The sequence below is a fragment of the Enterococcus sp. DIV1328a genome (assembly GCF_050536905.1).
Taxonomy (GTDB): Bacteria; Bacillota; Bacilli; order Lactobacillales; family Enterococcaceae; genus Enterococcus; species Enterococcus faecalis.
Genome location: NZ_CP172912.1, coordinates 1,312,819 through 1,328,555, shown reverse-complemented (window position 1 = coordinate 1,328,555; position 15,737 = coordinate 1,312,819). Strand labels below are relative to the sequence as shown.

12 protein-coding genes are annotated in these 15,737 nt (G+C 37.4%); 9 read left to right on the top strand and 3 right to left on the bottom strand.

Features of this window, described 5'->3' with window-relative positions:
• Positions 1 to 123 precede the first annotated feature (123 nt).
• From pflB to IGL93_RS06380, 4 genes are all read left to right on the top strand, one after another.
• Positions 124 to 2,370: a formate C-acetyltransferase gene (pflB, locus tag IGL93_RS06395; RefSeq protein WP_002357529.1), complete on the top strand. Its 2,247-nt coding sequence runs from the start codon at positions 124 to 126 to the stop codon at positions 2,368 to 2,370.
• 76 nt (positions 2,371 to 2,446) lie between these two features.
• Positions 2,447 to 3,211, top strand: coding sequence for a pyruvate formate-lyase-activating protein (pflA, locus tag IGL93_RS06390; protein WP_002357530.1), 765 nt, complete (start codon positions 2,447 to 2,449; stop codon positions 3,209 to 3,211).
• A gap of 94 nt (positions 3,212 to 3,305) precedes the next feature.
• Positions 3,306 to 4,232 (top strand): manganese-dependent inorganic pyrophosphatase, encoded by a 927-nt coding sequence (locus IGL93_RS06385; RefSeq protein WP_002360265.1) that lies wholly within the window; start codon positions 3,306 to 3,308, stop codon positions 4,230 to 4,232.
• 71 nt (positions 4,233 to 4,303) lie between these two features.
• Positions 4,304 to 5,188, top strand: a complete 885-nt coding sequence (locus IGL93_RS06380; protein ID WP_010775850.1) for a DUF1803 domain-containing protein — start codon at positions 4,304 to 4,306, stop codon at positions 5,186 to 5,188.
• A gap of 58 nt (positions 5,189 to 5,246) precedes the next feature.
• Here IGL93_RS06380 and IGL93_RS06375 read toward each other — a convergent pair whose 3' ends face one another.
• Positions 5,247 to 5,798 (bottom strand): DUF2179 domain-containing protein, encoded by a 552-nt coding sequence (locus tag IGL93_RS06375; RefSeq protein ID WP_002361848.1) that lies wholly within the window; start codon positions 5,796 to 5,798, stop codon positions 5,247 to 5,249.
• Between the two features lie 179 nt (positions 5,799 to 5,977).
• Here IGL93_RS06375 and cls point away from each other — a divergent pair, with 179 nt between their 5' ends.
• The 4 genes from cls to IGL93_RS06355 all read left to right on the top strand — a co-directional run bounded on the left by cls (position 5,978) and on the right by IGL93_RS06355 (position 11,286).
• Positions 5,978 to 7,438 (top strand): cardiolipin synthase, encoded by a 1,461-nt coding sequence (gene cls / locus IGL93_RS06370; protein ID WP_002381891.1) that lies wholly within the window; start codon positions 5,978 to 5,980, stop codon positions 7,436 to 7,438.
• Between the two features lie 282 nt (positions 7,439 to 7,720).
• The gene (locus IGL93_RS06365) at positions 7,721 to 9,607 is read left to right on the top strand and encodes a beta-glucoside-specific PTS transporter subunit IIABC (RefSeq protein ID WP_010775849.1); all 1,887 of its coding nucleotides are present in this window, start codon (positions 7,721 to 7,723) and stop codon (positions 9,605 to 9,607) included.
• The gene (locus IGL93_RS06360) at positions 9,607 to 11,016 is read left to right on the top strand and encodes a glycoside hydrolase family 1 protein (RefSeq protein WP_010775848.1); all 1,410 of its coding nucleotides are present in this window, start codon (positions 9,607 to 9,609) and stop codon (positions 11,014 to 11,016) included. Before IGL93_RS06365 ends, IGL93_RS06360 begins: the two co-directional genes overlap by 1 nt.
• Before the next feature lie 108 nt (positions 11,017 to 11,124).
• Positions 11,125 to 11,286, top strand: coding sequence for a hypothetical protein (locus tag IGL93_RS06355; protein ID WP_002361843.1), 162 nt, complete (start codon positions 11,125 to 11,127; stop codon positions 11,284 to 11,286).
• Between the two features lie 59 nt (positions 11,287 to 11,345).
• Here the strand turns inward: IGL93_RS06355 and IGL93_RS06350 are convergent, their stop codons facing one another.
• Positions 11,346 to 12,326, bottom strand: a complete 981-nt coding sequence (locus IGL93_RS06350) for a LacI family DNA-binding transcriptional regulator (RefSeq protein WP_002366709.1) — start codon at positions 12,324 to 12,326, stop codon at positions 11,346 to 11,348.
• Positions 12,327 to 12,344: 18 nt separating this feature from the next.
• A complete protein-coding gene (locus IGL93_RS06345; RefSeq protein ID WP_002392409.1) occupies positions 12,345 to 13,805 on the bottom strand; it encodes a sucrose-6-phosphate hydrolase in 1,461 nt (486 codons plus the stop codon).
• Positions 13,806 to 14,047: 242 nt separating this feature from the next.
• Between IGL93_RS06345 and IGL93_RS06340 the strand changes: the two genes are divergently transcribed.
• Positions 14,048 to 15,721 carry an alpha-glucosidase gene (locus tag IGL93_RS06340; protein ID WP_010775847.1) on the top strand — a complete coding sequence of 558 codons (1,674 nt, stop codon included), beginning with the start codon at positions 14,048 to 14,050 and terminating at the stop codon, positions 15,719 to 15,721.
• Positions 15,722 to 15,737 lie beyond the last annotated feature (16 nt).

Below are 15,737 nucleotides of genomic sequence, written 5' to 3'. Positions count from 1 at the left end.
TTTATTAAGAAAGTGCAATAAATAATAAAAAAACGCTTGCATCTAAAAGGTTATGTGTTATACTAATCACATAAAGCTGTTACATACAATCAAGTAGCAGTTAACTAAGGAGGCAAACACTTCATGAAACAATGGGAAGGCTTTAAAGGCGACAAATGGAGAACAAGCGTTGACACTCGTGATTTTATTCAAAACAACTACACAGAGTACAAAGGCGACGACAGTTTCTTAGAACCAATCGCTCCGAGCACTGACAAATTATGGACAAAACTACAAGAATTATTTGAAATCCAACATGAAAAAAATGGCGTTTATGACATGGATAGCGATATCCCAGCAACTATTACGTCACATGAACCTGGTTACTTAATCAAAGAAGAAGAAAAAATTGTCGGTTTACAAACAGATGTACCATTAAAACAAGCATTTATGCCATTCGGTGGTATTAAAATGGCGAACAATGCCTTAGTTTCAAATGGTTATGAAACTGACGAAGAAATGACAAAAATCTTCACAGAATACAGAAAAACACATAACCAAGGTGTTTTTGATGCCTACACAGCTGAAATGCGTTTAGCACGTAAAAACAAAATCATTACTGGTCTTCCAGATGCTTATGGCCGTGGCCGTATTATCGGTGACTATCGTCGTATCGCATTATACGGTATCGACTACTTAATGGAACAAAAGAAAAAAGATCATGATAACACTGGTAACAAAGAAATGACAGACGATGTTATTCGCTTACGTGAAGAAATTTCTGAACAATACCGTGCGTTAAATGACTTAAAACAAATGGCTGCTTCTTATGGTTTCGATATTTCTCGTCCTGCTGCAAATGCGCAAGAAGCAATCCAATGGTTATACTTTGGTTACCTAGGTGCCATTAAATCTCAAAATGGTGCGGCAATGTCAATTGGTCGTATCTCAGCATTCTTAGATATCTATATCCAACGTGACTTAGAAGCTGGTTTAATCACTGAATTTGAAGCACAAGAAATGATTGACCATTTAATCATGAAATTACGTATGGTTAAATTTGCACGGACACCAGAATACAACCAATTATTCTCTGGTTATCCAATTTGGGCAACATTATCTATTGCTGGTATGGGTATTGACGGTCGTTCATTAGTTACTAAAAATGACTTCCGTATCTTACACACCTTAACAAACATGGGACCATCTCCAGAACCGAACTTAACTGTATTGTATTCTTCTCACTTACCAGAAGGCTTCAGAACATATGCAGCTAAAATCGCGAAGGAAAGCTCATCTATCCAATTTGAAAACGATGACTTATTACGTGAAAACTGGGGCTCTGACGACTGCGCAATCGCATGTTGTGTTTCTGCAACAGTTATGGGTAAAGATATGCAATTCTTCGGCGCTCGTGCGAACTTAGCGAAAGCTGTTCTTTATGCAATTAACGGCGGGGTCGATGAAAAAACTAAAATGCAAGTAGCACCAAAATATCGTCCAATGACTGGTGACAAATTAGATTACCACGAATTCATGGAACGCTATAAAGACATCTTAGACTGGTTAGCTGAATTGTACGTTAACACATTAAACATTATTCATTACATGCATGATAAATATGCATATGAAGCACCACAATTAGCTTTAATGGATACTGATTTACAACGGACATTCGCAACTGGTATTGCCGGAATCTCTCATGCGACTGATAGTATCATGGCAATTAAACACGGTGAAGTAGAAGTAATCCGTGACGAAGATGGTATGGCAATTGATTATGTACCAACAAAAGAATTCCCAACATACGGAAACGATAACGAAGAAGCCGATGCAATGGCTAACTGGATTTTAGATTACTTTATGACACAAATTAAACGTCAACACACATACCGTAACTCTAAACCAACGACTTCATTATTAACAATCACTTCAAACGTTGTTTATGGTAAAGCAACAGGGAACACGCCTGACGGACGTCGTGCCGGCAAACCTCTTGCACCAGGTGCGAACCCAAGTTATCAAGACGGTAAATTCTTAGGTGAGAAAAATGGCTTGTTAGCTTCATTAAACTCAACAGCTCGTTTAGAATATACAATCGCTTTAGATGGTATTTCTAATACACAAACCATCAACCCTAATGGTTTAGGTAAAGACGACGATACAAGAATTAACAACTTACGTAACGTATTAGATGGCTACTTCGATAAAGGTGGTTACCACTTAAACGTAAACGTATTTACAAACGAATTATTATTAGATGCACAAGCACATCCAGAAAAATATCCAAACTTAACTATCCGTGTATCTGGATATGCCGTGAAATTCCGTGACTTAACTCCTGAACAACAAGCAGACGTTATTTCAAGAACTTCACACGACAGACTATAAAAAACATTTACATTATTTAACTGAAAGGGTGACATTCAACGTGTCATCCTTTTCGTTTGAAAGAAGAGGGATCATTATGACAACACCAGTTACAGGTAGAATTCATTCAACAGAAAATTTTGGTACCGTTGATGGCCCAGGTGTCCGTTTTATCGTATTTACACAAGGGTGTCGCATGAGATGTCAATTCTGTCATAATCCAGATACTTGGAAAATTGGTTCCGGTGGTCGTGTGGTGACGACTGACGAAGTATTAGAGGAAGCATTACGTTTTCGCTCTTATTGGGGCGAAAAGGGTGGTATCACTGTCAGTGGTGGTGAGCCGCTATTGCAAATGGACTTTTTAATCGATTTATTTAAAAAAGCCAAAGCACAAGGCATTCATACCACCTTAGATACGTGTGGCAAACCTTTTACTCGGGAAGAACCCTTCATTAGTCAATTTGATGAATTGATGAAGTATACAGATTTACTCTTATTTGACATCAAACATATTGATAACGAGCAGCATAAACTGTTAACAACGCAATCAAATGATAATATTTTAGAGATGGCTACCTATTTATCTGAAATTGACAAACCTGTTTGGATTCGCCACGTATTGGTGCCTCAACGTAGTGATTACGACGAATATTTAATCCGTCTGGATGCCTTCATAAAAACATTAAACAATGTAGATAAAGTTGAAGTGCTTCCTTACCATACGATGGGCAAGTACAAATGGGAAGAACTAGGTATTCCTTATCCATTAGAAGGAATTGAGCCTCCTAAAAATGATCGTGTTGAAAATGCGAAAAAACTACTACATGTCGAGGACTATCAAGGTTATCTAGCACGTTAACAAACGAAAAAATAGAAAAGAAGACAATTTTTTGTTGTTTCTTTTCTATTTTTTGTTATCATTAAGAGTGAATCAAAACCAAGGAGTGTGTATTATGTCAAAAATTTTAGTTTTTGGACACCAAAATCCTGATACAGATGCTATCGGAGCAGCAATTAGTTTTGCTTACTTACAAAAAGAATTAGGAAAAGAGACAGAAGCTGTCGCTTTAGGAACACCAAGTGAAGAAACTCAATATGCCTTAGATTACTTCAATATTGAAGCACCACGTGTTGTCACTGAAGCAGCTAGCGAAACAAACCAAGTCATGTTAGTGGATCATAACGAATTCCAACAAAGCATTTCAGATATCGCTGAAGTAAACATTTTAGCAGTAGTGGATCATCACCGGATTGCCAACTTCGAAACAGCAGATCCATTGTATTATCGTGCAGAACCAGTAGGGTGTACCAGTACAATCATCTATAAAATGTTTAAAGAAAATAACGTGACAATTCCAGCTCAAATTGCTGGTATGATGGTCTCAGCGATTATTTCTGATACATTATTATTTAAATCACCAACTTGCACACAAGAAGACATCGATGCAGCGCACGCCCTAGCTGATATTGCTGAAATCAATTTAGAAGGCTATGGTCTTGACTTATTAAAAGCAGGAACAAATTTAAGCGATAAATCAGCTGAAGTTCTTTTAGATTTAGATGCTAAGAGCTTCCCAATGAACGGCAAAACAGTTCGCGTTGCCCAAGTAAATACCGTCGACTTAGCAGAAGTTTTAGATCGTCAAGCTGAATTAGAAGCAGCTATGGCCGCAGAAAATGCAGCCAATAATTATGACTTGTTTGTCTTAATTATTACGAATATCCTAGACAGTGATTCTGAATTATTAGCGATTGGTGCGGAACAAGCCAAAATTGAAGCAGCATTCAATGTAACATTAGTTAACAATCGTGCGTTCTTACCAGGCGTTGTTTCTCGTAAAAAACAAGTAGTACCACAATTAACAGAAGTCTTTAACTAAAACCGTAAGCGCCTAAGCAACGCGATAAATTCCTTGTTGCTTAGGCGCTTCAATAGTAAAGGGGCGTTAACATGAATGATTTAGCAATTTACTATCATTCTCCGCAACAAACGAAACAATACAATCATTTGCTCAACCAATCACTTTTTTTCCCTCTTGTTACTTTTATGTATGAACATCGGGAAGAAAGAATCATTTTAAGACAATTAAAAGCGGCCTTTGCAACAGAAGGCAAGTTAGAACAATTTTTATCAGAAATGATTGATTGTCAGTTAATCATTCGGGAAAATCGTCAATATCGTTTGAATTTTCCTATTTATACGGCAGCTGAAGTTGCGAGTTTGACCTTGGCTGAAGACGAACTTCCTAAGTTTAAAGGAACTGTAACAGAGCAATTATTTTGGCTAGCTGAATCTTTTTGGCCACAAGTGTTTCCAGAAGAGGAAGACTATTTTTTTGGCGTGAGCGGTGGCCCCTCATTTTATCAAAAACAAAGATTGGCCTCGGCACAACTATCTATAATTACGCTTGAAAAAGAAAAGACAGAGGTTCCAACAATGCCTCGTTATTTTGATTACTTGGGCAAAGAGCAATCCTTGCCAGAAGCCTTCAGCGCTTTATATGACTTGCTAGGGGACGTAAATCCTGAATACTATCTTTCGCAAGCGAGAAGAGTCATTAAACAAGCTCTGCGAGGCCGAAAAGTCAGTACTGTGCCTAATATTTTTCAAGAAAGTTTGCACTTGACCCAAGTGATTGTGATTGACCAGGACCACTTAAAACTCCTTTTACCAGTAGCAACAGAACAAGCCGAGCCTTTAGAAGCACAGTCGGATATTCTAGCATTTTATTATGAAAAAATTGCTAACCGATCGGCCATCGAACGCTTAGTTTTTATGCAACAATTGATTGAGCAACTAGGTACGAACTCTCTAAGTTATCTTAGAATAAATTAAAGTTACGATAATTTTATTATGTAAACTAAAAATCAATAACAAGAAATGACGCCGCTTCTTAGTGAGAAATGGCGTCATTTCTTTTGCGAACTTTTTTCGTCCAAAAACCACCGGAAATGAACTTAGGCTCATAGGAAATGATAAATGCTCTCGGCTCTAATTGATTGATTAATTTGTACAATGTACGTTCGTTTTTTCTTGGGGAAAGAATTTCTAAAACCATTCGTTCTCCTTCGCGTCCGTAGGCGACACTTTGCGTAACACCATAGCCGTGTTCACGAAGTGTTTCTGGTAAATGAAATTGTTCAGTAGTAGAAGGGAGGATAACTGATACCATAATATAACCCAAGGCCAAATAGTCTTCGATTTTAATTCCTACACTAATGCCAACAGCGTAACCAAGCGCATAAACAAGTAAATTTAAAGGATTGTCTAACCGATTCAGAACCATACTTAGCCCTAAGACATAAATTGTTATTTCAGCCATACTAACCAGCGGTGCAATAACCCGATAACCTTTCATCGTTAACATAAAACGAATAGTATTTAAGGTAATATACGCAAAATTAATGATAAAAATCATAGCTAACATTTTCAAATCAACGACCATAAATAAGTACCTCTTTTCAAAATCTTTACATCCAGCCCTCATTATAGTACAGAAAAACTGAGAATCAAAGGCGAAACACTTATAGAAATGAATTCTTTTTTGAATACTCGCTCATATTATTCGCCTAATTTAACTGTTATTTGATATAATCTTAGTATGAAGTAAGAAGGAGGTAAGCGATGAAAATTTTTGTTTGGATTTTGTTATTTTTATTAGTAATTAACGTTATTGCTGCCTTAATTACTGTTTTTAGAAAACCTCGTAGTATTTCCAGCGTTTTAGCATGGATGATGACGTTGATTTTCTTGCCTGGTATCGGATTTATTATTTACTTATTCTGTGGGCGGGGTATCGATGGACAAGAAGTTTTTAAATTGTCTGATGATGAAAAACAAATGGTTCAACGAATTAAAGAAAAAGTGGACATCGATAACAAAAAAGCAGGGCGCGATAAACGTTATGATTTACTTTATGATGCGAAAGTTTTAAATCGTTATTTCCGGAATATGGACGCATCACCGTTGGCCAAAAGAAATAGTTTACAATTATTCACAGATGGCCAAGAAAAATTCCAAGCATTATTTGAAGATATTCGTGCAGCGAAAGAAACCGTTCATGTGGAATATTATGCGTTTTTTAATGACACGATTGGCAATCAATTTTTAGATGTATTAATCGAAAAGTTGCATGAAGGCGTGGAAGTTTACTTAATTTACGATCCTTGGGGTTCACCCGGCGCAAATAAAAAGTTTTTTGCTCGTTACGTTGACGCTGGAGGAAAAGTAGCTCCCTTTATTACTTCTCGCGATATGATCCGTAAAACACGTCTAAATTATCACTTGCATCGGAAAATTGTTGTCATCGATGGGAAAATTGGCTGGACCGGCGGGTTCAATGTTGGGGATCAATATTTGAATGTCACCGAAAAATTTGGTTACTGGCGAGATACCCATATTCGTTTGGTCGGGACGGCCGTATTTTCATTGCAAGAGATATTTATCATGGATTGGAATGCTTCAGTCAAATATCCTGAAGAACGTATGACGTATCATGAAAAATATTTTAAATTACCAGAAGATCATGAAGTGGAGCATTTGTCCTTACAAGTTGTTTCAGATGGTCCTGATTCAGAAGAAGAAATTTTGAAAAGCGGGTTTGTTCGGATGATTTTTTCTGCAGAAAAGAGTGTCTGGATTCAAACACCGTATTTAATCCCTGACGATAGTATGATTAATGCGTTGTTAGTGGCGGTTCGTTCAGGTGTCGACGTGCGAATTATGATTCCTTGTATGCCTGACCATCCCTTTATTTACCGCGCAACACAATATTACGCGAATTACTTACACAAACGCGGCATTAAAATTTATATTTATGATAGTGGGTTTATTCATGCAAAAACAATGGTGATTGATGATGAATTAGCTATGGTTGGCACAACAAACCAAGATATTCGCAGTTATTCATTGAATTTTGAGGTAAGTACGTTTATTTACAATCCTGACATTGCGTGGATGTTAGCGCAAGTCTTTGAAGAAGATATAGAAAAAAGTGTCTTACTAACCGACGAGATAATTAAAAAACAAGGGTACTGGCTACGCTTCAAGCAAAACTTTTCACGCTTGTTGTCCCCAGTCTTGTAATCAAATAAATCAGCAGTGAATGTAGTAAACTACTATTTTCACTGCTGATTTTAGCAACAAAACACTGAGTTGGTCTACCTAATTCATTGATAATCCCTCTAAATAATGGTAAATTAAAAATAAATTCAATCAGCTATTCTATCGTGAGAAACATAGTTATTACGTAGATCAGATCAAAGGGACATTCACGACGAGCAAATATTGAGTGTGTTTGCTGAAACGTGCATGTGTGATTTGGTCTTTTTTATTGAGCTGTTATTTTATAGATAAGGAGTGGTCACCATGGACTACCAAGCAATAGCAAAAGAAATTTTGAAAGACGTAGGTGGCAAAGACAATATCGTGGATGTCACACATTGTTATACACGATTGCGTTTCGTATTGAAAGATACGAAACAAGCGAACAAAGAAGCCTTACTACAAACAGAAGGTGTCATTTCTGTTGTTGAAAGCGGCGGGCAGTATCAAGTGGTTTTAGGCAATAAAGTCGCGCATGTCTATAATGCTCTAGAACCTTTGTTGGCTCAGCAACTTACGACCAAAACATCTACAAAAGAAAAAAATTCATTAGGTAATCGAATTTTAAATACTGTTGCCGCGATTTTCACGCCTGTCGTACCAGCAATTGCCGCTTCTGGCATGTTAAAAGGAATTCTAGCTATTGCTGTGATGGTCGCAAACAATTTTTACCAGGTCGATTTAAAACCTTTGAATACGTATATTATTTTAAGCGCCGCTTCCGATGCACTTTTTTATTTTATGCCAGTTATTTTAGGTTATTCAGCTGCTAAGGTTTTCAAAACAAACGAATATATCGCTATGGTAATTGGTGCCACCTTATGTTATCCGACCATCGTTTCATTAATGACTGAAGAATCAGCGGTTACCTTGTTTGGATTACATGTGACCAAAGCCAATTATGTTTCCACGGTAATTCCTATTATTCTTGCAATTTTTATGTTAGCTTATGTGCAACGCTTTTTGGAAAAAGTTATTCCAGAAGTTCTAAAAATTATTATGGTTCCTACGCTATCATTACTTTTAATGATTCCAGCCACTTTATTATTATTTGGACCGATAGGGATTTATTTAGGTGACGGCGTGAATTGGTTGTATTATTATATAATGAATTTGAGTCCCATCTTGTTAGGCGGTTTTATCGGCGGAATTTGGTGTGTCTTAGTCATTTTTGGGGCTCACCGTGGGCTTGTGCCAATTGGGATTAATGATGTCGCTCGAACAGGACGGCAAAATTTGCTAGCGTTTGCTGGTGCAGCGAACTTTTCTCAAGCGGGCGCCGCATTTGGCGTGTTTGTCCGCACAAAAAATAAAGACTTGAAAGCTGTTGCTGCCTCTGCAACAGTGACTGCATTATTTGGTATCACAGAACCAGCCATTTATGGGGCAAACTTGCGGCTAAAAAAACCGATGATTTATGCGGTGGCTAGCGGAGCAGCAGGCGGGGCCTTAATGGGCTGGGGCGGTTCCTACGGGACAGCCTTCGCTAACCAAGGACTCTTGACCATCCCAGTTTACGCAGAAGCAGGAACCAAAGCCTTTATTTGTTATTTATTAGGTTGTGGCATTGCTTTTTTTGGTGCATTTCTATTAACGATTTTTCTAGGCTTTAATGATTTACCGCTTGACGATTCACGTCAAGAATCCAGCTTAAAGACAGAGACAGAGACAGGGACAGTCAAAGAAAAGCAACGGATTCAAGCACCTGTTCAAGGACAACTCGTATCTTTAGACCAAATCAACGATGAAGTCTTTGCTTCTCAACAAATGGGAAAAACACTAGCTATTTATCCGATAGAGGAACAAATTGTTTCACCAGAAAATGGGCAAGTGACGGCTTTATATCCAACTCATCATGCAATCGGCTTAAAGTTAGACAATGGTGCTGAAATCCTCCTTCACATTGGAATCAATACCGTCGAATTAAAAGGACGGGGATTTGAAACGTTCGTAAAAGTAGGAGAAAGGGTCAGACTAGGACAGAAACTGCTCTCTTTTGATAAACAAATCATCCAAGCTGCTGGTTATGATCCAACCGTCTTAGTCATCGTAACAAATACTGCGGAAATGGCTATAATTGAGACAACCAAACAAACAGAGATTACACCACAAACAAATTTATTTTTCATGCAAGTAAAGGAGCAAAACTAATGGTTAAACAATTTAAGAACGATTTTTTATGGGGCGCTTCTTCCTCCGCTTTTCAAATTGAGGGCGCTTGGAATGAGGACGGCAAAGGCCTAACAGTTGCTGATTATAATTCTTTTAAAAAGTCAGCTGTTCAAGCAGATACGAAAGTCGCCAGCGATTTTTACCATCATTTCAAAGAGGACATTGCGTTAATGAAAGAATTAGGCTTAAAAACCTATCGTTTTTCTCTTTCATGGGCACGAATCATTCCAACAGGTGATGGCGAAATCAATCAAGCCGGCATCGATTTTTATAATGCCGTCATTGATACACTTTTAGAAAACGATATTTTGCCGTTTGTCACACTTTATCATTTTGATTTACCTTTTGCGTTGGTGGAAAAATACAATGGTTGGGCGGATCGTCGTTGCGTTTCCGCATTTCAACGCTATGCGCAAGTCTGTTATCAAGCGTTTGGTGATCGAGTCAAAAATTGGCAAGTTACGAACGAACAAAACTTAATGATTCGTGTCGATGAACGAATGAATATGTACGATGTTGCACCAGAAAATACTGAAAAAATTCGTGCACAAATGGATTACCATATGTTTGTTGCCCATGCGCTAGCGACGAATGATTGTCACCAATTGGTCGCTGGGGGAAAAGTCGGTCCCTCTGTTTCCTCAACGATGACTTATCCTAGTTCCAATAAACCTGAGGATGTTTGGGCAGCTCGTATGAATGATAACTTTAAAACAAATTATGCTCTAGAAATGTATTGTTTTGGCGAATACCCTGGTTACTATCAAGAGTATTTAACCAAATGCGGCATTTATCCCGAAACACAGCCAGAAGATCAAGCAATTCTGAAAGCCGCTAAACCAGATTTTATCGCCCTTAATTATTATCGGACGTTAGTTGCTAGCTATTTACCGACAGATGAGCAACACCCATTGGGTACGAAAGAAAAGGACATTGATTTTGATCTATACGGTTATTTTAAAATCGAAAAAAATCAACATTTAAAAACCTCTAAGTATGGTGCCCAAATTGATCCAACTGGTCTACGTTTAGTTTTAAATGATTATTATCGTCAATACCGTTTACCGTTAATCATTACAGAAAACGGCTTAGGCACACCAGATCACCTAACAGAGGACGGAAAAGTTCATGATGACTATCGAATTGCGTATTTGCATGACCATATTGCTGCTTGTCATGCGGCTATTTCTGACGGTGTTGAGTTGTTTGGCTATTGCCCTTGGTCGGTCATGGATATTTTAAGTTCTCATCAAGGATTCAAAAAACGCTACGGTTTTATTTACGTTAATCGTGAAGACCATGAGTTAAAAGATTTACGACGTATTAAAAAAGATAGTTTTTATTGGTACCAATCAGTGATTAAAAATAATGGGTTACCAGAAGAATAGTGCCCCAAAAGGATCATCCATTGCATAAGTGGGTGATCCTTTTGTTTTCAAGTTCTCTCATTCCGTGTTAGACTTAAGTTAACAAACCCATTAAAGGTGGTGAGAGAGATGAATAATTACGATTTATGGAAATGGGCTGCCGGGAAACGAACCGAAAAAGATAAAAATGAAACCTATAGCGCCAAAAATTGGTGGTATGTTTTACTAATGCTCGGTGTATTTGTAGGGATCATGTTGTTGTATTATTTAATCTCTGTGCTTTGGAATTAAGGGAAAATGGGCAAATGAGGACTTAAGAATAAAAAAAGACACCTTTTCAGGTGTCTTTTTTAACAGGATTCAGACAATGATAGCTGAATCGGAATAGGATAATTTTCCTCGAGTGCAACATCAGGATCCTTCATTCTACGAAGCAGTAAGTCAATCATAACGTCACACATCTCGTCGATCGGCTGCACAATGGTTGATAGTTGTGGGGCAATTCTTTTGATTAATTTTGTCCCATCATAACCAATTACTTTTAATTCTTCAGGAATGGCTATCTTCAATTTTTGAGCAATATTCATAACTGTAATTGCTGTCAAATCATCGGTACAAAAGATGCCGTCTACAGTTTTATTTTGAAGCAAACGTTCGATTTCTAGATTTTTTAATGTTGTTGAGGTTCCATTATCAATTTGTAGAATCGTTTTTTCTGCGCCATATTTTTCCATCGTTTGTTTATAACCAGCCAATCGATAATCGCTAGGTGCGCCAGTGTTATTAGCACCAGTAATAATTGCAATCTTTTGTGCTCCACTTGCAAATAAGGCTTCAGTGGCTTTTTGGCCACCTTGAAAGTTTTGCGAAGAGACAATTGGAATGCCAGGTGCCAAGAAACGGTCAAAGGAAACAATAGGTAGTGAAACATTTTCATATTCGTTAATAGCTAAGTTATGGCTACCAGTGATTACACCGTCCACTTTATTTGCAGCGAGCATTCGTAAATAGGCGCGCTCTTTTTCTGGATCTTTTTCACTATCACATAAAATCACTTTATATCCTTGAACAAAAAGCTTTCTTTCCAGTGTTTCAATTAGTTCACCAAAAAATGGATGACTAACAGAAGGGAAGACTAAACCAATCAGCTGCGTACTTTTTCCTTGGAGGCTTCTGGCTAATCCATTAGGTTGATAATTTAATTCTTCCATCGCTTGATGAACTTTATCAATTGTTTTTTGACTAAGATAACCATAATTATTAATCACGCGGCTTACCGTTGTCGGGCTCACCCCAGCAAGCTTTGCTACATCCGTTAATTTAACCACCATCAAAATTCACCATCATTCCTAATTATTCGTATTTTCCAGCTCATAAAAACAAGCTTTTGCCGTCTTGGATAGATGAAGATACTGTTGCGCTTTATCTGGAAAGAAGCGACCAGTCATCGTTTTTTCACCTTTATTTACATAGATTTCTGCAACAGAGCAATCAACAAAAATAGTTAACTGAACTGACTTATTTTTCCTAATTTTAGTTTCACGAATTGTGCCATACTTTTCAGCAAAAGGTTGGCCAGCAAATGTTCGATCAAGGGTTATTTTACCATGAATCGTATCAATTGTAATTAAAAGTCCTTTTGAACCCGTTTCGTTCGCTAAAAGCCGAATAAAAGCAATCTCATTTTTGGGAATATCCACTTCTAATTCAAAAGAAGCAGTAGATAAAAAATGGCAGCCATTTGATAAAGTAGTGGCGGATTGACGAAGCATTTCTGTTTCAGAAACTGGATATTGAAATAGTTTCCCGTTGTGAATTGTGAGTTCTTTAACCAGACTTAAGCCATTTGCCCAGCCCTCCACATCACTTGGGTAAGTGATTTCTGGCAACCCAATCCAACTGACCGCAAGTGCACGACCATCTGGCGCATTAAAGGCTTGAGTGGCGTAGACATCAAACCCTTCATCTAAATTTTCAAAAGGTCCAGCCTGAACTAAAGAAAGATTCTCCAAATCAAACGTTTCGGCCAATGTGTACATATTCGGATAGATATTCTGATAACTTTTTACAGATGGAGATAGACCTTGTGGGCAAAATAATAAGACAGGCTGGCCATCAATAAATACCAAATTGGGGCATTCAACCATGTAGCCTAATTCTTGGTCGGTGAACGTCAATTCGCCAAGTTGATGAAAATTGTGTACGTTTCGATCTTTAGAAAAATAGACCACAATTTTTCCTTGTCCATTTAAATCACTAGCACCAATTAATAAAACAAGTCCTTCTTGATAAGGAAATACCATCGGATCACGAAAATGGGAAGAATAATTGGGGTCAATTGGTAGGAATGGTGTTGATTCCTTTGTGATCGCACCTAAAGAATTCAGCCATGCAATATTTTGATATGCAAATCGTTGCCAAGTTTGATCACGAACATTTCCTGTATAAAATAAACATAGTTGGTTATCTATTGGTAAAGCTGAGCCTGAATAGACGCCATGAGAATCATATTCAGAGTCGGGATAAAGGGCAATTCCTTCATAATCCCAGTGAATTAAGTCGGAGGAAGTTAAGTGGGCCCAACTTTTTAGTCCGTGAACACTCCCGAAAGGAAACGCTTGATAAAATAAATGCCACTGGTTATTGAAATACGAAAAACCGTTGGGATCATTTAGTAGTCCTGTCTGTGGTTGAATATGATACTTAAAACGCCAACTAGATTGCGCGATAATAGAAGTTAGATTTTCGAGGTGAGCAGATGTCCAAGAAGAATAAGGCGCATAACGTAATTCATCCGTCCATTGGTTCATGATGCTTGACATAAGTAATGTCTCCTTTATTAGAAAATAGTAGTTAGTCTAATAGTATAAACAAATCATAAAAAAGTCAAACGTATAACATATATAAATCTAATTAAATCAAAATAATATCATAATTTAAATTTATTTATGATAAACGTTTGACATATTACACAAAAACGAGTATCATACAAAATGTAAAAACGGTTACAGAAAAAATTAACAGGACTAGTTTAAGAGTGAGGAGAACCAGAATGAACAGAAATTGGTGGCAAAAAGAAGTGGCCTATCAAATTTATCCACGTAGCTTTTCGGATAGTAATAATGACGGAATTGGTGATTTACAAGGCATTATTCAAAAACTGGATTACTTAGAAAATTTAGGAATTACGCTGATTTGGCTGAGTCCAATGTACCCGTCGCCAATGGCTGACAATGGATATGATATTTCAGACTATTATGGTATTTCTAGCGATTTTGGTACAATGGCAGACTTCGATGAACTCATTGAAGAAGCAAAAAAACGAAACATAAAAGTTATTTTAGATTTGGTGGTAAACCATACATCTGATGAACATGCTTGGTTTCAAGATGTTTTAAAAAATCCTCAAAGTCGTTTTCGAGACTTTTATATTATAAAAGAAGGACGAGAAGCACCTACAAATTGGCGTTCTAACTTCGGTGGTAGTGTTTGGGAAAAATTACCTGGGGAAGATGCCTACTACTTTCATGCCTTTCATAAAAAACAGCCGGATTTAAATTGGGAAAATCCTGAACTACGCAAAGAAATCTACCAAATGATCCGTTTTTGGTTAAACAAAGGAATTGCTGGTTTTCGTGTAGATGCGATTAATTTTATTAAGAAAGATTTGACTTGGACAAACTTACCTGCTGATGGGGCAGATCAATTAGCCAAAGTAACAAAAGCGAGTAGAAACATGCCAGGAATGAGTGACTTTCTGAACGAATTAAAAGAAAAAGCTTTTGCTGGCTTTGATATTGTCACAGTTGCCGAAGCGGCCGGCGTCAATTATCCAAATTTATCAGAATTTATTGGAGAAACAGGGTATTTCGACATGATTTTTGACTTCAAATGGGCTGATTTGGATGTGAAATCAGGAAGCGAATGGTTTTATAGAATCGATTGGTCTTGGAATGATTTACGCACATTAATTTTCAAACAGCAAGAAGCCATGCAAGAGGCTGGTTGGAGTGCAAATTTTATTGAAAATCATGATCAACCTCGAGCGACAACGAAATATTTAAAAGAACAGGCTCAACAGCCAAATGCGGTTAAAACATTCGGCGCCATGTATTTCTTTTTAAGGGGCACGCCTTTTATTTACCAAGGACAAGAATTAGGAATGACCAATTTTGAAAGGGGTTCGATTGATGAATTCGATGATATTTCTAGCATTGATCAATACTATCGAGCAATAAAAGAAGGATTTACGCCCAAAGAAGCCTTGTCACTTGTCAATTTGCGTAGTCGAGACAATGCCCGCACGCCTTTTCCATGGAATGATTCTATGTATGGCGGTTTTTCAAGCGTCAAACCTTGGTTAGGAATGGTGGATAATTATAAAGAAATCAATGCCGAAGCAGAAATAAAAAATAGTCAAAGTATTTTTCATTTCTATAAGCGGATGATTGCATTTCGTCAAAAGAGTCCCTATACAGACACCTTACTTTATGGAAGATTTGAGGGACTATCAAATCTTCCAGATAATGTTATTGCTTATAAACGCAAATTAAATGAAAAAACGATTTACGCCTTTTTTAATTTTGGTGAGGCGGTTCCAATCCCTCATTATTTAGTTAATGGCACAGTTATTTTTGATACACAGTCTGAAGAACGAGAGCAATTAGTTCAGCAGGGAACATTATTAAAAAGCTATCAAGGACTATTGATTACTATAAATGAGTAGCTAGGAGGAGTATAAC